Origin of the sequence: Halobacterium noricense, from assembly GCF_021233435.1 — an archaeon.
GTDB lineage: Archaea > Halobacteriota > Halobacteria > Halobacteriales > Halobacteriaceae > Halobacterium > Halobacterium noricense.
The window spans coordinates 500,182-518,983 of record NZ_CP089468.1 but is presented as its reverse complement, the minus strand read 5'-3'; the positions used below and the strand labels follow the sequence as shown (position 1 = coordinate 518,983).

At 69.4% G+C, this 18,802-nt stretch carries 14 protein-coding genes; 6 read left to right on the top strand and 8 right to left on the bottom strand.

Features of this window, described 5'->3' with window-relative positions:
* Window positions 1–450 carry a DUF7332 family protein gene (locus LT974_RS02910; RefSeq protein WP_232589163.1) on the bottom strand — a complete coding sequence of 150 codons (450 nt, stop codon included), beginning with the start codon at window positions 448–450 and terminating at the stop codon, window positions 1–3.
* Window positions 451–534: 84 nt separating this feature from the next.
* On the bottom strand, window positions 535–2,460 hold the full coding sequence (locus tag LT974_RS02905; protein ID WP_232589162.1) for a beta-CASP ribonuclease aCPSF1: 1,926 nt from the start codon (window positions 2,458–2,460) through the stop codon (window positions 535–537).
* A gap of 257 nt (window positions 2,461–2,717) precedes the next feature.
* Between LT974_RS02905 and LT974_RS02900 the strand changes: the two genes are divergently transcribed.
* A complete protein-coding gene (locus LT974_RS02900) occupies window positions 2,718–3,206 on the top strand; it encodes a hypothetical protein (protein WP_232589160.1) in 489 nt (162 codons plus the stop codon).
* Between the two features lie 51 nt (window positions 3,207–3,257).
* Here LT974_RS02900 and LT974_RS02895 read toward each other — a convergent pair whose 3' ends face one another.
* Both LT974_RS02895 and LT974_RS02890 read right to left on the bottom strand, forming a co-directional pair.
* Window positions 3,258–3,398: a hypothetical protein gene (locus LT974_RS02895; protein WP_197407710.1), complete on the bottom strand. Its 141-nt coding sequence runs from the start codon at window positions 3,396–3,398 to the stop codon at window positions 3,258–3,260.
* Between the two features lie 78 nt (window positions 3,399–3,476).
* Entirely contained in the window at window positions 3,477–4,199 is a 723-nt protein-coding gene (locus tag LT974_RS02890) for a helix-turn-helix domain-containing protein (RefSeq protein ID WP_232589159.1), read from the bottom strand.
* 208 nt (window positions 4,200–4,407) lie between these two features.
* On the opposite strand from LT974_RS02890, the gene proS reads away from it, so the two are divergent.
* From proS to LT974_RS02870, 4 genes are all read left to right on the top strand, one after another.
* Window positions 4,408–5,910, top strand: a complete 1,503-nt coding sequence (gene proS, locus LT974_RS02885; RefSeq protein WP_232589158.1) for a proline--tRNA ligase — start codon at window positions 4,408–4,410, stop codon at window positions 5,908–5,910.
* 228 nt (window positions 5,911–6,138) lie between these two features.
* Window positions 6,139–10,593 carry a glutamate synthase large subunit gene (gene gltB, locus LT974_RS02880; protein WP_232589157.1) on the top strand — a complete coding sequence of 1,485 codons (4,455 nt, stop codon included), beginning with the start codon at window positions 6,139–6,141 and terminating at the stop codon, window positions 10,591–10,593.
* 87 nt (window positions 10,594–10,680) lie between these two features.
* Window positions 10,681–11,670 (top strand): SDR family oxidoreductase, encoded by a 990-nt coding sequence (locus tag LT974_RS02875; protein WP_232589156.1) that lies wholly within the window; start codon window positions 10,681–10,683, stop codon window positions 11,668–11,670.
* A gap of 63 nt (window positions 11,671–11,733) precedes the next feature.
* Window positions 11,734–12,792, top strand: a complete 1,059-nt coding sequence (locus tag LT974_RS02870) for an NAD(P)-dependent glycerol-1-phosphate dehydrogenase (RefSeq protein WP_230887662.1) — start codon at window positions 11,734–11,736, stop codon at window positions 12,790–12,792.
* Here LT974_RS02870 and LT974_RS02865 read toward each other — a convergent pair.
* From LT974_RS02865 to LT974_RS02855, 3 genes are read right to left on the bottom strand one after another with little or no spacing between them, the layout of a single operon-like run.
* A complete protein-coding gene (locus tag LT974_RS02865; protein ID WP_232589154.1) occupies window positions 12,789–13,823 on the bottom strand; it encodes a lysylphosphatidylglycerol synthase domain-containing protein in 1,035 nt (344 codons plus the stop codon). The two genes, LT974_RS02870 and LT974_RS02865, sit on opposite strands and share 4 nt — an antisense overlap.
* A gap of 19 nt (window positions 13,824–13,842) precedes the next feature.
* Entirely contained in the window at window positions 13,843–14,913 is a 1,071-nt protein-coding gene (locus LT974_RS02860; RefSeq protein WP_232589153.1) for a M48 family metallopeptidase, read from the bottom strand.
* Window positions 14,914–14,961: 48 nt separating this feature from the next.
* A complete protein-coding gene (locus LT974_RS02855) occupies window positions 14,962–15,141 on the bottom strand; it encodes a hypothetical protein (protein WP_232589152.1) in 180 nt (59 codons plus the stop codon).
* 147 nt (window positions 15,142–15,288) lie between these two features.
* Here LT974_RS02855 and LT974_RS02850 point away from each other — a divergent pair, with 147 nt between their 5' ends.
* Complete coding sequence (locus LT974_RS02850) at window positions 15,289–16,356, top strand: glycosyltransferase (RefSeq protein WP_232589151.1); 1,068 nt, start codon at window positions 15,289–15,291, stop codon at window positions 16,354–16,356.
* Here LT974_RS02850 and folP read toward each other — a convergent pair whose 3' ends face one another.
* Window positions 16,357–18,786, bottom strand: coding sequence for a dihydropteroate synthase (folP, locus tag LT974_RS02845; protein WP_232589150.1), 2,430 nt, complete (start codon window positions 18,784–18,786; stop codon window positions 16,357–16,359).
* Window positions 18,787–18,802: the final 16 nt, after the last annotated feature.

Genomic DNA, 18,802 nt, shown 5'->3' with positions numbered 1-18,802 from the left:
CTACGCGTTGCTCCCGTTTATCGTCTCGTTGCCCTCGTAGCTGAAGTCGTCGCCCGAAGCCGGCCCTGCCGAGAGGAACGGCAGGTTCATCTCCCACTCCGCGACGACGGAGAACCGCGAGAAGGGGTTCGAGAGGAAATTACCGAGGTCGCCGACTCCGTCGAAGCGTAGCTGGACGTCGACGGCGACGACCTGCGTGTCCATCGCGTGGCCGACCGCGCTGAACCCGAAGTCGCCGGCCGCGCCGAGGTTCGTGAACAGGTCCAGGTGGAGCCAGAACGTGATGTTGGTCTCGTTGCCGCCGACATCGAACCGGTAGCCGCCGTCGCCCTCGACCGGCTGGCCGGGCTGCGCGACCTGCGCGGCTTGCGCGGCGACGGCGGGACCGACGAACGCCGTCGACACCACCAGCGCCACGACGAACAGACTCGCCGCTCGTGTGGACCTCACACCGCACAGTACCGGAACGCGGAGTATAGTGCTGTCGGCTTCCACGACCGCACGGCGAAAACGGTCAGAACCGAGCCGAGGCGCCTAGACGAAGCGGAACGTTTCGAGGTTCTTCGGCGCGAACGTCCGCATGTTGTAGTCGTGGTAGAGTGCGCTGGAGAGGTCCTGCGTGGAGGACTCGTCGCCGTGCACGCACAGCACCTTCTCGGGGCGGGGGTTCATCGTGCGCACGAAGTCCTCGAGGCCCTGCCGGTCGGCGTGCCCGGAGAAGCCGTCGACGGTCTCGGTGTCCATCTCGAGCTGGAGGCGCTCCGCGCGGCCGCTGCCGCGGGAGTCGGGCATCGGAATCTCGTCCCAGCCGGACTGGATACGGCGGCCGAGCGTCCCCTGGGCCTGGTAGCCGACGAACGTCATCGTCGAATCCGGGTCCGGGCCGATGTGCTGAATCCAGGACATGATGGGGCCGCCGGTGACCATCCCCGAGGTGGAGAGGATGATACACTGGTCGCCGTCGGCGACCTCCTGGCGTTCCTCCTCGCCGCCGTCGATGTGGTTGAACTGGGGCGCGAGGAACGGGTTCTCGTCCTCGTGGAAGATGCGGTCGCGGAGGTCGTCGCGGAGGTACTCGGGGTAGGTGGTGTGGATGGCGGTCGCCTCCCAAATCATGCCGTCGAGGTGGATGGGCATCTCGGGGATGTCGCCCTTCCGCATCGCCTCTTCGAGGACGAGCATCATCTCCTGGGAGCGCCCGACCGCGAACGCCGGAATCAGGACCTTCCCGCCGTCCTCGTAGGTCTCGTTGATGATGCGTTTGAGCTTCTCCTCGGAGTCCTCCTGGTCGGTCTGGTAGTCGTTGCGCCCACCGTACGTGGATTCGAGGACGAGCGTCTCCACGCGCGGGAAGTCGTTGACCGCGCCGTTGAACAGCCGCGTGTCCTCGTAGTGGATGTCGCCGGAGAACGCGACGTTGTAGAGGCCGTCGCCGATGTGGAAGTGCGAGACCGCGCTCCCGAGGATGTGGCCGGCGTTGTGGAACGTGAGCTTCACGTCCGGCGCGATGTCCGTGACGTCGCCGTACTCCAGCGGGATGCAGTGCTTGATGGCTTCGCGAACCATCTCGGAGTCGTACGGGGGCGTGCCCCCCTCCTTGGCGGCGACGTCGAGGTAATCCAGCGTCAGCAGGCCCATGAGGTCACGGGTCGGCTCCGTGGTGTAGATGGGGCCGTCGTAGCCGTACTTGAAGAGTAGCGGGATGAACGCGGAGTGGTCGAGGTGGGCGTGCGTGAGCACGACCGCGTCGATGGAGTTCGCGCCCGCGCCCAGCGCCTCCTGCACCTGGAGGTAGGGGACTTCGTCCTCGCTCCCGGGCTTGTCGCCGCAGTCGACGAGGATGCGCGTCTCGGGCGTCGAGAGGATGAAGCTCGCGCGGCCGACCTCGCGGCAGCAGCCCAGCGTGGTGATGCGGACGTACTCGTCGTCGCTCATCTCCTCGCGGTGAATCTGGCGGCCGACCTTCTCCAGGATGTCGCGGCGCTCGTCGCGCTCGGACTTGAGGAAGTTCCGGACGTTCGAGACGGTGGAGGATTCGATGGGCGGCGTGCGCACGACCTCGGGCGTCCAGCCCGCGGCTTCCGTGATTTCGCGGAGCGTGGAGCCGTGGCGGCCGATGACCATCCCGGGCTTCTCGGCCTCGATGACGACCTCGCCGGTGTCCTCGTGGAAGTCGAGGTCGGTGACGCCGGCGTCGTCGGGGATGACGTTCAGAATCTTCTCGCGGGCGGTCTCCGGGCGGGAGAGCACCGCGGGGTCGGGGCGGACCGTGATGCGCTTGCGGAGTTTGCTCGCGAGCCGCCGAACGAGGTCGCCGTCCTGGGCGAACTGCTTCGGGTCCCGGGTGTAGACGACGAGCTCGGGGCCCTCGTACTTCACGTCGGTCACCGAGATGTCCGGCGGAATCTCGTTCGTAATCTGGTCCTGTAACTCTTCGAGTTGCTGGTCTACAGTGCTCATAGTCAGTGAATGAGGCCTCCTGCGTCCGCGTCTCCGTTAGGGCCACTCGCGAGCCGCCGGAGGCGGGGTGAGGAGTGGACCGTAGAACGTGGTGAGTAGACACACGCTGTCGTCATTCCAGTATGGAGACCGGTGTTCCGGCCGAGGACGGCCGGGCCGCGGGGATTACTACAGGAGAACCCGCTTACTCGGCAGTATGCGGTTCCGGTTATAAAAGCCTTCGCAAACTTGGTAGGCCTTGACGCACGACGGTGCCCATGGAACTGACAGCCGACGCGGTCGTACGGGAGCGTGAGTGGGTGCTCGAACGGGCGGCCGTCGTCGTCCCGCTGGTCAACGACGTCCGGGACGCGCTCGGCGACGCCTTCGACACCGACGTCGCCACCGTGACCGACGCACAGTACCGCAGCGCGGTCGAGGACGTGTTCGCGGACGGCGACCGCGCGGTGAACGTCGCGGCGCTCGTGGCGCTGCTCCGGGACCTCGACGTCACCGACGACTATCCGGGGTTCGTCGTGGACGAACTGCTCGGCCGCGAGCTCGCCGCGGTGATCGCGGGCGAGCAGCCGCGCCGGCTGCTCGCGGAGTCGACGTTCCACTACGCGGACGTCCACACTAGCGGCGACGGCGACGACGCTGCCGGCCGAGACGACTTGGACGCGGCGCTGGCGGCCGGCGTCCAGACGCGACTCCCGGGCTGGGCGTGGACGGAGACCGAGAGCCCGTTCGACGTCGCGCGGCGGTAGCTGCGGCTACGTGGTTCGGTCGGTCAAGAAAAATTCGACGGCCGCGGGTCGCTACTCCTCGAACTCGATTTCGTCTTCCTGCGGGTCCGGCGGGTCGTCGGCGGCTGTCAGTGTGCGCTCGACTTCCTGCTCGCGGAGCTGTTCGCGCTTCTTCTGACCCTGCCGTTCGCGGCCGCGTTTCGTGTCGCCCATACCCTGGGTGACGTTCCCATGCCACTTAGTTCTCTCGCCGAGCGCCAGCGACGCGAAACGGCCCCGAGTTTCCGCGGTTCACGACAGCGCGTCGTCGACGAACTGGGAGACGACGAGGTCCTCGGCGCTGCGCAGTCGGTACTGGAGCGTCGAGCGCGGGATGCCGAGTTCGTCGCTGAGGTCGCTGACGGTGACCTCCCGCGGCCGCGAGTAGTAGCCGTGCTCGACGGCGGCTTCGAGCACCGCGCGGTTCTCGGGCGTCAACTCGGCAGCGACCCGGGATTCGGCGTTCCAGTTCCCGGCGCTGGAGAGGCGGGACAGCGACAGCGAGAGCCCGTCGCGCAGTTGGGCTTCGATGGCATCGTAGACGCCGCCGACCGGCTGCTCGTCGGGATGGAGCACGCGCCACCGGTACTCGTTGTCGCTACGTCGCGCCTCGAAGACGACGCCGTCGCCGACGTGCTCGTGGACGTAGTGGGGGACCGAGTGGCAGCCGTGGACCTCCTCGCGGAACGTGTAGACGGTCCGGGAGTTCGTGGACTCGTCGAGGACGTGGTACTCGCGGTAGGTGTCACAGTCCGGGAGGTCCAGGCACTCGTTGCACCGCGATTCGTCGAGGAAGACGTCGTCGAAGGCGGCCAGGGCTTCCTCCGTGCCGGTGGCGTGGTCGATGCGCCACATCCGCTCGCGGGTCGTGAAACAGACCGAGGTCCACGCCGTGAGACTGTCGTGCTCGACGAAGCAGTCCATGAGGGCGTCGCTCCCCGGTTCGAACGTCACGGTGAACTCGAACTCGCGCACGCCCACTCGTACGCGCCCGACCACTAATTAATTACTGCTAACCTCTCAGCACTTCGTGCTTCTGACGAATCAGCCGGTCAACGTGCACTATGCGTAGTTCCCTCGAATTCCTCCTTCAAGAGTTAGTTATAACCAATCCTCGTCGGGTTCGTCGCGCGCCCGCACACCTTCACGGGTTTTAAGAGCGAGTCAGGCCACAGTTGGGGTAATGAGCGACGAACAGGAGCTCGGCATCACCGAGTCCAAAGAGCACAGTCCCGGCGACTGGTACGCGGAAGTCGTCCAGAAGGCGGAGCTGGCCGACTACGCGCCGATGGGCGGGTTCATCGTCACCCGGCCCCGTGGGTACGCCCTCTGGGAGGCGATTCAGGACAACCTCGACGGCTGGTTCAAGCAAACCGGCGTCGACAACGCCTACTTCCCGATGTTCATCCCCGAATCGTACCTCGAACGGGAGAAGGACATCGTCGAAGGGTTCGACCCCGAGGTCGCGTGGGTCACGCAGGGCGGCCACGAGGAACTCGAAGAGCGCCTCGCCGTCCGGCCGACTTCCGAGTCCATCGTCGCGCCGTACATGGCTCAGTGGGTGCGCTCGCACCGCGACCTCCCGCTGCGCTTGAACCAGTGGAACTCCGTCGTGCGCTGGGAGGCCACGGAGACGAAGCCGTTCTTCCGCACGAAGGAGTTCCTCTGGCAGGAGGGCCACACCGCCCACGAGAGCGACGAGGAGGCGTGGGCCGAGACGACGCTGCGCCTCGACCAGTACCAGCGGCTCTACGAGGACGTCCTCGGGATGCCCGTGCTGCGCGGGCGGAAGCCCGACCACGACAAGTTCCCGGGCGCGGACACCACGACGACCGTCGAGGCGCTGATGCCCGACGGGAAGTCCGTGCAGGGCGGCACCAGTCACCACCTCGGGCAGTCGTTCGCGGAGGCGTTCGACATCACGTTCTCGGACGTCGACGAGGCCGAGCGCACCGCGTACACGACCTCGTGGGGGCTGTCGTGGCGCGCCATCGGCGCGCTCGTCATGTCCCACAGCGACGACCAGGGGCTCGTGCTCCCGCCGACGGTCGCGCCCAAGCAGGTCGTCATCGTCCCCATCTGGCAGGAGGAGACGAAGGAGGACGTGCTCCAGTACTCCTCGGAAATCGCCGCGGAACTGGAGGCGCAGGGGGTACGCGTCCACCTCGACGACCGCGACGAGCGCAACCCCGGCTTCAAGTTCAACGAGTGGGAGTTGAAGGGCGTCCCCGTGCGGTTCGAAATCGGCCCGAACGAGGTCGAGGACGAGGAAGTCACGGTCGTCCACCGACCCGACGGCGAGGACGCCGTCGAGGACCGCGCGGACATCACGGCCACCGTCCACGACCACCTCGACGACGTCTACGAGAAGCTCTACGACGCGGCCGCCGAGCGCCTCGACGAGAACGTGCGGGAGGCCGAGAGCCGCGAGGAGATCCTGGGCACTATCGGCCAGCACGGCGGCTACGTGAAGGCCCCGTGGTGCGGCGACGAGGCCTGTGAGGACGAAATCAAAGACCAGATTCACGCCGAAATCGTGCTCGTGCCGCTGGCCGAGGACAGCGCCGCGCGCGCCGCCTCGGAGTTCGAGGACGAGCACCTCCCGACGCCCGACCACGAGGGCAAAGAGTGTGCGGTCTGTGGGGAGCCCGCCGAGGAGACGGCGTTCTTCGCGAAGTCGTACTGAGCCGGCGACTATTTGTCACGGTCGATTATTTAATGGTGGATGCGGTCGAAGGCAGTAACAACCACAGCCACGGAATCAACTGCCAGACGGTGCCGAGAGGCACCGACGATACGGTTCACGGGCGGAACGAACGCGGCGTCCGGACACCTTAATTTACCTTATACGCATCTATATTACCCTTAGTGATTCAGGAGTAGGGTTTTACTCGGTCGTGTCACAGGCTGCCACATGCACCAGTCCGACAGCACGAACAACCGCCTCCTCGCAGACCCGACCGACGAACGGTCGAACTGCGGGGTCGGGGTCGTCGTCGACCTCGACGGTGGCCAGTCCCACCGCGTTCTCTCTGACGCACTCGACGTACTGGAGAATCTCCAACACCGCGGCACCACGGGTGCCGAGGAGAACACCGGCGACGGCGCCGGCGCGCTCATCCAGACGCCCGACGAGTTCTTCGCCGACGTCTTCGGCGGCCTCCCCGAAACCTACGCCGTCGGCTCGTTCTTTCTCCCGCAGGACGCAGACGAACGCGCCGCAGTCGTCGAAACCGTCGAAGCCGCGCTCGCCGAGCACGGCCTCGCCGTCGACGCGTGGCGCGACGTCCCCACGAACAACAGCGACCTCGGCGCGACCGCCGTCGACTCCGAACCCCACGTCGCGCAGGCCGTAGTACGTCCGAACGGTGCCGAGGACTTCCAGAAGGCGCTGTACGTCGGCCGCCAGGCCGTCGAAGCAGCCGTCGACCACGAGCGCTTCTACGTCTGCTCGCTCGACGAGGACACCGTCGTCTACAAGGGCCTCCTGAAGGGCGACCAGGTCGCCGACTACTACCCCGACCTCACCGACGAGCGCGTCGAGACCGGGTTCGCGCTCGTGCATGCTCGCTTCTCCACGAACACGCTGGGCGCGTGGCACCTCGCCCACCCCTACCGGAACATCGTCCACAACGGCGAGTTCAACACCATCCGCGGGAACGTCAACTGGATGCGCGCCCGCGAGTCGGACCTCGAAGCTGAGGAGTTCACCGCCGACGAACTCGAGACGGTGCTGCCGGTCATCGACGACCCCGAGCAGTCCGACACCGCCAGCGTCGACAACGCGCTCGAACTGCTGATGCAGACGGGGCGCTCGCTCCCGCACGCGCTCCGCATGCTCGTCCCCGAGGCGTGGCAGGGCGACGACGAGATGAGCGACGCGCGCAAGGAGTTCTACGACTACCACGCCAGCCTCGTGGAGCCGTGGGACGGCCCCGCGCTCGTCATCGGCACCGACGGCGACCGCATCGGCGGCGTCCTCGACCGGAACGGCCTGCGCCCGTGCCGCTACGAGAAGCGCGCGGACGGCACGCTCGTGATGGCCTCCGAGCAGGGCGCCTTGGAGGGCGACGTCAGCGAGGTCGAGGAGCGCGGCCGCCTCCGCCCCGGTCAGTTGTTCCTCGCGGAGCCCGGCGAGGGCGTCGTCGACGACGAGGACGTCTTCGAGGAGCTCACCGACGAGCAGTACGGCGAGTGGGTCGAACAGAACCAGCTCCGCCCGGAGACCGGCGAGGACGTGCTACCCAGCGACCCGACCGAGGACCTGCGCTCCGAACAGGCGATGTTCGGGTACACGCGCGACGAACTCGACGAACTGATCGCGCCGATGGTCCAGGACGGCAAGGACCCCGTCGGCTCGATGGGCGACGACGCGCCGCTCCCCGGCATCTCGGAGTTCAACCACCCGCTGGCGTCGTACTTCCGCCAGCTGTTCGCGCAGGTCACGAACCCGCCAATCGACTACATCCGCGAGGACCTCGTGACGAGCATGGAGACGCGCCTCGGCCGGCAGAACAATCTCCTCGGCGAATCCCCCGAACACGCCGAGCAGATCGTCCTCGACAGCCCGGTGCTGGCTGACAGCGACCTGAACGAGGTCGTGAACGCGGGGCTTTCGGCGGCGACCATCGACCTCTCGTTCGGTCCCGAGGAGTCCCTCGAAGCCGCCGTCGAGCGCGTCCAGCGCGAGGCCGCCGACGCGGTCGGCGACGGCGTCGAACTGCTCGTGCTCTCCCAGCGCGAGGCCGGCGAGGACGCGATTCCGGTGCCGAGCCTGCTGGCGACCGGTGCCGTCCATCACCACCTCACCCGCGAGGGGCTGCGGGCGCGCGCCGGGCTCGTCGTCGAAGCCGGCGACGTCCGCACCGTCCACCAGCTCGCGGCGACGGTCGGCTACGGCGCGGGCGCGGTCAACCCCTACCTCGCTATCGAGTCCGCCCGCGACATCGTCGCCGGGCCGGACGGCCCCGACCCCGAGGAAGCCGTGTCGTCGTACCTGCAGGCCCTCGAAGACGGGCTGCTGAAGGTGATGGCGAAGATGGGCATCTCGACGGTCGAATCCTACCAGGGCGCGCAAATCTTCGAGGTCGTCGGCCTCGATTCGTCGGTCGTCGACCGGTTCTTCTCCGGGACGCCGAACCGCACGGAGGGCGTCGGCTTCGACGAACTCGAAGCCGACATCCGCGCGCGCCACGCCGCGGGCTTCGACGACGAAGCCGACATCGAGCGCATCGGCGAATTCGAGAACCGCACCGCCGGGCGATTCCACCAGTGGAACCCCCAGACGGTCCACAGCCTCCAGGAGGGCGTGGATAACGGCGACTACGAGGCGTTCGAGGACTACGCCGAACAGGTCAACGACCAGGCCGAACAGCTCCAGGCGCTGCGCGGCCTCCTCGACATCGACACCGAGGACCGCGAGAGCGTCCCCGTCGAGGACGTGGAGCCGGCGGCTGATATCGTCGAGCGGTTCTCGACGGCCGCGATGAGCCTCGGGAGCCTCAGCCCGGAGGCTCACGAGACGAACGCCGAGGCCGCCAACGAGCTCGGCGCGAGGGCGAATACGGGCGAGGGCGGGGAGCCGCCCGAGCGCTTCGACACGGACCGCGAGTGCGCCATCAAGCAGGTGGCGTCCGGTCGGTTCGGCGTCACGAGCACGTACCTCTCGTCGGCCGACGACCTCCAAATCAAGATGGCGCAGGGTTCGAAGCCCGGCGAGGGCGGCCACCTCCCCGGGAAGAAGGTCAACGAGATGATCGCGGACGTGCGGTGTTCGACGCCGGGCGTCGGCCTCATCAGCCCGCCGCCCCAGCACGACATCTACAGCATCGAGGACCTCAAGCAGCTCATCTCCGACCTCCGAGCGGGCAACCCGGACGCCCGCGTCCACGTGAAGCTCGTCTCCGAGGCGGGCATCGGCACGGTCGCGGCGGGCTGCGCGAAGGCGGGCGCGGACTGCATCCACATCTCCGGCCACGACGGCGGGACGGGCGCGTCCCCGAAGACGAGCATCAAGCACGCTGGCCTCCCGTGGGAGCTCGGGCTCGCGGAAGCGAACCAGCTCCTCGTGGAGACCGGCCTCCGCTCGCGCGTGACGCTGCGCGTGGACGGCGGCCTGAAGACCGGCCGCGACGTCGCGGTCGGCGCGCTGCTGGGCGCCGAGGAGTTCGCGTTCGGCACCGCGTCGCTGGTGTCGGCGGGCTGCGTGATGGCGCGCATCTGCCACACGAACAACTGCCCGACCGGCGTCGCGACGCAGGACGACGACCTCCGCGAGCGCTTCCGCGGCACGCCGGAGAAGGTCGCGAACTACCTCACGTTCGTCGCGCGCGAATTCCGTGAACTGCTCGCGGAACTCGGCTACACGAGCGTCGAGGACGCCGTCGGCCGCGTCGAACACCTCTCCCAGCCGGAGAGCGTCCACCCGAAGGGTGAGCACATCGACCTCTCGCGCGTGCTCGCCGAACCCGAGGGCGACGGTCGCACGCACACCGTCGAGCAGGACCAGCCCGACATGGAACTCGACGAGGGCATCATCGCGGACGCGCAGGCGGCCATCGCGGACGGCGAGTCCGTCTCGCTGACCCGCGAGATTACGACCCGCGACCGCACTGTCGGCGCGCGCGTCTCCCACGCCGTCAGCAGCGAGCACGGCGTCGAGGGGCTGGCCGACGACACGCTCGACGTCACGCTCGAAGGGAACGCCGGCCAGTCGTTCGGCGCGTTCCTCGCGTCCGGCGTCACGATGTCGCTGACCGGGGCCGCCAACGACTACGTCGGGAAGGGGCTCTCGGGCGGCACGGTCGCCGTCGAGACGCCGCCGGAAGCGGGCTTCGAGCCCGCGGAGAACACGCTCGTCGGGAACGTCGCGCTGTACGGCGCGACCGACGGCGAGTGCTACGTCAACGGCGTCGCCGGCGAGCGCTTCGCGGTGCGGAACTCCGGCGCGCACGCGGTCGTGGAGGGCGTCGGCGACCACGGCTGCGAGTACATGACCGGCGGTATCGTCGTCGTGCTCGGCGACGTCGGGCGGAACTTCGCCGCGGGGATGTCCGGCGGCGTCGCGTACGTCCACGACCCCGACGGCGACTTCGAGGACCGCTGCAACACCGGGATAGTCGCGGTTTCGCGCGACCCCTCGGAGCGCGACGAGTCCGCGATTCGCCGGCTCGTGGAGAACCACGCCGCGCGCACGGACAGCGACCGCGCGGCCGAACTGCTCGCGAACTGGGAGGAGGCGGTCTCGGAGTTCGCGGTCGTCATGCCGGACGCCTACCGCGACGCCATCGACGAGCGGCCGGAAGCGGACGCGCGCCGCTCGCTGCCCGCCAGCGCCATCGAAGGCTCGCTCGCCGGCAGCGCCGACTAACGCCGTAGCCCCGGATTCGTCCGCCTTTCTCGCGCCGCTGGCGTTCGAATAGCCACCGCTTTTGTGGCGGCCACCCCACCCTCCGGTATGGATTCCGCGCTCGTGGTCGGCGGCACGCGCTTCGTCGGCCGCCACCTCGTGGAGGAACTGCTCGCCCACGACTACCGCGTCACGACGTTCAACCGCGGGAAGCACGACGACCCGTTCGCGGAGGACGACCGCGTCCACCACGTGCAGGGCGACCGCACCGACCGGAAGGCCCTGCTGACGGCGAAGCGGGAGGTCGAGCCCGACGCCGTCTTCGACTGCGTGGCGTACAAGCCCCGCGAGGTCGAGCACGCCATCGACGTCTTCGGCGGCGTCGACGCCTACGTTTACGTCTCTAGCGGCTCCGCGTACGCCGACGAGGACGTTCCCAAGCGCGAGGACGAGACGACGCTGGAGAGCTGTACCGCCGAGCAGGCGACCGACGACTCGATGGAGACGTACGGTGCGCGGAAGGCTGCCGGCGACCGCATCGTCTTCGAGGCCGCCGAGCGCGGGGTGAACGCGATGAGCGTGCGGCCGCCGGTCGTCTACGGCCCCCAAGACTACACCGAGCGCCTCGCGTACTGGGTTGATCGCGTCGCCGAGCACGATGAAGCCGTCGTCCCCGGGGACGGCACGAACCTCTGGCAGCGCGTCTACGTCGAGGACGTCGCCCGCGGCCTCCGGCTCGTCGCCGAGGAGGGCGAACCGGGCGAGGCGTACAACGTCGGCGACCGGAACGCGGTCACCCTCGACCGGATGCTCGACCTGATTGCGGACGCACTCGGAACGGACATCGGGCGCGTGTACACGAGCCCCCGGGAACTCGACATCGTCGACCTCGCCCTCGAGGACTTCCCGCTGTACCGCGACTACCCGCACGTGCTGGACACGTCGAAAGTCGAGGCACTGGGCTACGAGTCGACGCCCGTCGAAGAGGCGATGGCGAAGACCGTCGACGCCCACCGCGAGCACGGTCGTACCGGCGAGGAGGAAGGCCCCGACCGCGAGGACGAGGAGCGCCTCCTCGACGTGCTCGGGACGGTCTGAGCGGTACGAGCGCACGAATCGACGACGAGTAGACTTTTACTCGTCCCCGGGCGAGGCTTGGACATGTTCGAGAAGTCGAAGTGGATACGCCTCCCGCGGAGCGTCGTGCTCGGCCACGACGTGCTCTCGCAGACCCGGGAGGTCGTCGTCGAGACCCACTTGACGGGGCGGCCGCTGGTCGTCACCAGCGAGACGCCCCGGGAGGTGGCCGCCGACCGCATCGTCGCGCAGTTCGAGGCCGCGGGTGACGACCCCGAAATCGTCGTCGTGGAGGAGGCGACCTTCGAGGCCGTCGAGGACGTGCTGGACGTCGCGCGCGGGATGGAGGTCGGCTACCTCGTCGGCGTCGGCGGCGGGAAGCCAATCGACATCGCGAAGATGGCCAGCGACCACCTCAACGTCGGGTTCGTGAGCGTGCCGACGGCGGCGAGCCACGACGGCATCGTCTCCGGGCGCGGGTCGGTGCCGGAGGGCGACACCCGCCACTCGGTCGCGGCAGCGCCGCCGGTCGCGGTCGTCGCGGACACGGGCGTTATCGCGGACGCGCCGTGGGAGTTAACGACTGCGGGCTGCGCGGACATCATCTCCAACTACACCGCGGTGAAGGACTGGCGGCTGGCGAACCGCCTCCAGAACGTGCCGTACAGCGAGTACGCGGGCGCGCTCAGTCAGATGACCGCGGAGATGCTCGTCGACAGCGCGGACTCCATCAAACCGGAGTTGGAGGAGTCCGCGTGGATGGTGATGAAGGCGCTGGTCTCCTCGGGGGTCGCCATGTCCATCGCGGGCTCCTCGCGGCCCGCGTCGGGGAGCGAGCACCTGTTCAGCCACCAACTCGACCGCATCGCGCCCGGGAAGGCACTCCACGGCCACCAGGTCGGCGTCGGCTCGATTCTCGCGGAGTACCTCCACTCGGGCGAGCAGGGCGAGTGGCGGTCGGTCCGGGACGCGCTGGCTTCCCTCGATGCGCCGACGACCGCGGACGGGCTCGGCGTCACCGACGAGGAAGTGCTGGAGGCGCTGACGTCCGCCCACGAGATTCGGGACCGCTACACGATTCTGGGGTCGGGCATCAGCGAGGACGCCGCCGTCGAGGCCGCGACGAGAACGGGCGTCATCTAGTCGGCGAGTTTGCCGGTCGCCGCGACGTCCAGCGTCCACAGCGAGAGCCCGCCGGCCATCACCTGCACGAGCACCATGCTCGACCGGTAGAGCACGAGCGCGGACGCGAGTTCGCCAAGCGAGTGCGGCGTGAGCGCGACGAGCACGCCGCCGAGCGCGACGTCCACCGGGCCGATGCCGGCGGGCAGCGGGACGGCGCGCGCGAATCCGGAGACCGTCACCGCGACCATCACGACTGCGGGCGACACCACCACGCCGACCGCGAGCAGGCTCACGAACAGCGGAATCATCCAGCAGAGCCACGCGGCGTGAGCCGCGGCGAGCACGGTCACGAACCGCGAGCGGTCCGCCGCGAGCCGGCTCAGCGTCGCGAAAAACTCGTCGAGGCCGCGGCGCACACGTCCGGCGTCGAGGCGCACGTCGTGGCCGGGAACGACGCGCGCCAACACGGGCTCGAACGCGAGTGCGAGTCGGGTGACGACGGCAGCGACGGCCTCGCGGTAGGCTTCGAGGACGACGCCGGCCGTGGCGATGGCTGCCAGCACCGCACCGAACGCGACGAACAGGCCGACCGTTCCCGCGGGGTCCTGGCCAGCGGCGACGACACCGAGCACGCCGACGCCGCCGACGACGGCGGACGCGACCATCATCACGAACTCCCAGCCGGCGACGCCCGCGATGGCTTCGCTGACGGTGACGTCGCCGTGGCGGCTCACCGTGTACGCGACGAACCCGCCGCCGCCGACGTTCCCGGCCGGGAGGAAGTTCCGGACGATGGCAGCGCCGTAGAACGCCCGCCGCGCGAGCGCACCGCGCACGCTCCACACTGGGAAGCCGAGCGCGACCCGCGTCCCCTCTCCGCCGGCGAGCAGCGCGAGCGCGGCCCCCAGCGGCGCGAACGCGTAGACGGCGAGGTTGGCGTCGCGGAGGTTCCGGAGCACGCGGTCCCAGCCGACACCGGTGACCAGCAGGGCGGCGATGGCGACGGCGACGACGACCCGGAACGCGACGCGTCGGCGGTCGAAGTCCACGGTGGCATCTCGCGGCGAGTCAGGAAAAACGGTTGGGTCGCCGGAGCCGGCTGCGGCGACGGCCGACCGCGGGATGGAACGAGACCAGGCACGCGAGCCGCGAGCGCTCCGTGGGGACGAGCCCGCGGTCGGCGAGCGTGGCGAGCGCGCGCTCCATCGCGGCGTCGCCGACGCGGGCGGCGGCGTACGCGTCCGCGTCGAACTCCGTCCACCGCACCAGCGGACCGACCGCGAGCAGCAACACGAACGAGAGCACGAGTGCGGGCACGAACGCGTCCACGACGCCGTTCGCGACGAGGAAGATGGGTGCGAGCGCGAGGCCGGTGGCGAGGAAGCGCCCGACGACGTGGCCGCGGCGGTGGTGGCCGACCTCGTGGGCGATGACCGCAGTTGTAGCGTTGGCGTCGAGCATGCGGAACAGCGCGTCCGTCACGAACACGTACCGGGAGCCGGGCAGCACGCCCGCGGCGACGGCGTTCGCAACTGGGTGGCGGCCAGTCTCGACGACGCGCACGCGCAGGCCGTCGGCGCACGCGGGAACGACGGCGGCCTCCGCGGTAGTCGGTGCTCGCACGGGTCCGAAGCGGGCGGCCAGCGGCGGGAGCGCGACGGCGACGACCGCGGCGGCACTGACGACCGCGACGAGGCTCGTGGTCCCGTTCGGAGCGGCCAGCCACACGCCGACGACGAACAGCGCGGGCGCGACGAGCACGGCGGCGAGTCCGAAAAACCGCCGGACGGTCGCCGCGTAATCCGTCGCATTCCCGGTGACGCTCGCCCACGCGGGCCGCGTGCCGAGGTGGACGGCGAGCGCCGGGACGACGCCACCGACGAGCACGGTCGCGGCGAGCGCGCCGAACGCGCCGACGGCGGCCGGCACGGGGAGCACGGCCGCGAACGCGTCGTCGAGCGGTGACTCAGTGACCGTGAACAGGCCGAACAGTGCGGCCCCCGCCTGCAAAAGGCGATTCGCGCGCCGCAGCCGCGACGCGGCCGTCACGCGGTCCGTCGTGCGGACGGCAGCAGCGCCGGCGAGTCGGCTCGTGGCGTACGCGACGACGGGGAGGGCGAGGACCACGGCAGCGTGCATCACGTGGCGGTAACTCGGGCTCCCACTAACAGTTGTCGCGGAGGGAGGTCACTCTCGCTGGATGTACGCGTATACGATGGCGAACGCGAGCCCGCCGGCGACCCCGCGGACGACCGCGCCGGCGACGTCGCCGTCGAGAACGAACAGTTCGGCCGCCACGAACACGGCCACCCACAGCGCGACGACGAGCGCGCCGAACAGCCACGGATTCGTCAAGTCGACTTCCATGGCGGACGGTGACGCCCGCGCCGTAAGTAGTTAGACGTGTTCGTCGAGGAAGTGAACGACGCGAACGCCACGCACTCGTCGTGGAACGGAGGTTCGCTCCAGCAGGGAACAGAACCGTTTTTACCGGCGTACTGCGTCCCGGCGAGTATGCGCGTGGCGTTCGTCTCGGAGACGACCGCCCACCACGTCGACGCCGACGACGTCGACCGCCTGCGCCTGCTGGGGGACTTGCTCGCGGCGCGCGGCCACGACGTCCACGTCTGCTGTGCGCAGTGGTGGGAGGGGCAACCGGACACGTTCGAGCACGAGGACCTGACGTACCACGCCGTCACTGCCGAGCGCGGCCAGCGCTGGTTCTCGCCGAAGGCGGCCGCCACCCTCCGGAACCTCGACCCGGACGTCGTCCACGGCACGAGCCGGACGCCCGGCCACGTCTACGGCGCGCGCTGGGGCGCGCTGCTCGCGGGCGCGCCGCTGATTCTGGACTGGTACGACCCACACGACAGTACCGACGGCTTGCGCGGCCGCGCGTACCGCTACGCCGCGCGGAAACCGAGCACGGTCGTCACGCCGTCGCGGACCGTGAAGACGAGCGCGCGGGAGTGCAGCGCGGACGGCGACGAGGTCCGCGTCGTCCCCACCGGCATCGACATGAAGGGGATTCGAACCGTCGAGCCCGCCGAGGCCGGCGACATCGTGTTCAGCCGCCGCCTCGACGAAGACGCCAACCTCGAATCCCTGTTCCTGGCGCTCGCGGAGTTCCGCGAGTACGGCTGGAACTGTACTATCGTGGGCGACGGCCCGGCTCGCGCGGGCTACGAGCGCCAGGCCCGGGACCTCCGCATCGACGACCGCGTGGAGTTCGTCGGCGAGAAGAGCGTCGAGGAGCGCGTCCGCCTGTTCAAGGACGCCCACGTCTACGTCCACACCGCCGAACGCACCTCCTTCGGCCTCGACCTGTTGCGCGCGCTCGCCTGCGGCTGCGTCGGCATCGTCGAGTACCACGCCGAGTCCAGCGCCCACGAACTCGTCGAGACGTACGACCGGGGGTTCCGCGCGACCAACGACGAGGAGATTACGGAGTGCCTGGTCGCGGCCGGCGACCTCGAACGCATGGCCGTCGACGAGACGTTCGCCGAGTACGACCACGAACACTTCCTCGAAGCGTACCTCGACGTCTACCGCGAAGCGCAGGAACAGGCCGGCTTGCTCTGATTACTCGTCGTCCGCGCCGCGGCGCGTCCGTTCGGCGACCCGGACCGCCGCGACGTTCTCTTCGACGTCGTGCACACGAACGATGTCCGCGCCGCGTTCGGCCGCCAGCGCCGTGCCGGCGACCGTCGCGTAGCCGCCCTCGTCGGGGTAGCGGTCGACGGCGTCGAACATCGACTTGTGGCTGTGGCCAATCAGGACAGGGCAGCCGAGCGCGTGGAACTCGTCGGTGCGGTCCAGCACTTCGAAGTTCTGCGCGGTGGACTTCCCGAAGCCGAGGCCCGGGTCGACGATGATTTTCTCCCGCGGGAGGCCGGCCTTCTCCGCGAGCAGCACGCGCTCGGTGAGTTCGTCGACGACGTCGTCGACGACGTCGTCGTAGTGGACCTCGTCGCCGGGTTCGACGGGCGCGTTGATGGAGTGCATCACCACGAGCGGCGCGTCGTACTCGGCGGCGACGAACCGCATCTCAGGGTCTTCGAGCCCGGTCACGTCGTTCAGAATGTCCGCGCCCGCTTCGAGCGCCTGCCGGCCGACTTCGGCCTTGCGCGTGTCCACGGAAATCATGGCGTCGAGGTCACTGATGCGCTCGACGACGGGGACGACGCGGTCCAGTTCTTCTTCGAGCGGGACGGGGTCGGCGCCCGGACGCGTGGACTCGCCGCCAATATCGATGACGTCCGCGCCCGCGTCGACCATCGCCTCGGCACGCGAGACGGCGTCCTTGACGGCTTCGTACTCGCCGCCGTCGTGGAAACTGTCCGGCGTCACGTTCAGGATGCCCATGACGGCGGTGCCGTCCTCCCACGGATAGCCGTGGGTCTCGGGCTCGGTCTGGATGCCGAGGGTCTCCCGGAGCTCGTCGGCGTACACGGAGAGGCCGAACGGCTGCCCCTCCAGTTTCTCGCAGAGGCGCTTGAACTGCGCGAGCGTCCCCATCAGCACGGCGTCGAGGTAGCCCCGCGGCTGGGCGTTCAACCCCGAGAGCGAGCACTCGCCGCCGAGGCTCAACATCTCCTCTTTGAGATACTGCGCCTGGCGCTTCTGGACGCGGGTCTCCACGACGCGGTGGACGCCCTTCGCGCGCATCCGCCAGACGCCCGGCGGCGTGACGTGCGCGCCCTCCAGCACGTCCCGCGAGTCGTCGAGCGTGTCCACGTCCTTCTCGACGTTCGTGCGCGTCCAGCGCTTGCGCGCTTCCGCGACCGCGAACAGCGACCCCGTGACGAGCACGAGGTCGTCCTCGCCCGCGGCGTCGAGCGCGTCGTCGAGCGCCGCCTCGACCGAGCGTGTGACCGTCGTGTCCGCGCCAGCCTCGTCGAACACCGTCGCGAGCACGTCCGCGTCCTCGGCGCGCTCGGAGTCGGGCTCGCACGCCCACACGCGGTCGGGCGTCGGCAGCGCGTCGGCCATCCCGCGGTGGTCCTTGTCGTGCATCGCGCCGAACACGCAGTGGAGGTTCTCGTAGTCGAACTCCGCGAGCGTCCCGGCGAGCGCCTCGCACGCCGCCGGATTGTGCGCGCCGTCCAGCACGGTCACCGGGGCCGCGCTCATCACCTCGAAGCGCCCCGGCCAGTACGCCTTCCGCAGGCCGCGTTCGAGGGTGTCCTCGTCCACGTCCGCGACCTGTCTCGCGAGCGTCGCGGCGACGCCCGCGTTCGCTGCCTGGAACGAGCCGAGCAGCGGAATTTGGGCGTCCACGGCCCAATCCGCGCCGGCCAGCGAAACTTCGGCTTCGGTGTGGTTCGTGCGGCCCTCGTAGGTCGCGCGCACGTCGCCGTCCTCGCCGACGGTCACGACGTCACCCGCGTGGTCCCGGACTGCGGCGAGGGCGTTGCCGGTCGTCGCCGTCACGAGTGGGTTCGATTCGGGCGCGACGTGGGCCTTGTCGCGGGCGATTTCCTCGACGGTGTCCCCGAGCACGCTCGTGTGTTCGAGGCTCACCGACGTCACCGCGCTCGCCACCGGGGTCACGACGCTGGTCGCGTCGAAGCGCCCGCCGATGCCGACTTCGAGGACGGCGACGTCGACGTCCTCGCGGCCGAACTGCCACAGCGCCATCGCCGTCACGACCTCGAAGAACGTCGGCGCGTTCCCGTTCGCGGCGCGCTCGTTCACGCGCGGCCGGGCTTCCTCCACGAACTCCGCCAGCGCCGCCTCCGACAGCCGGCGGCCGTCGACGGTGACGCGCTCGCGCACGTCGTCGAGGTGCGGGGACGTGTACAGGCCGACGTCGAGGCCGGTCTCCCGGAGCACGGATTCGAGCAGCCGTGCCGTCGACCCCTTCCCGTTCGACCCCGCGACCTGCACGTACTGCGGGCCCTCGTGGGGGTCGTCGAGCGCGGCCAGCAGGTCCGCCGTCGAGTCCGTCCCGGGCTTGGGTCGGTAGCGGCGGAGGTTCAGCAGGAAGTTCGCCGCCTCGTCGTATCGCATACCTGAATCGAGCGCG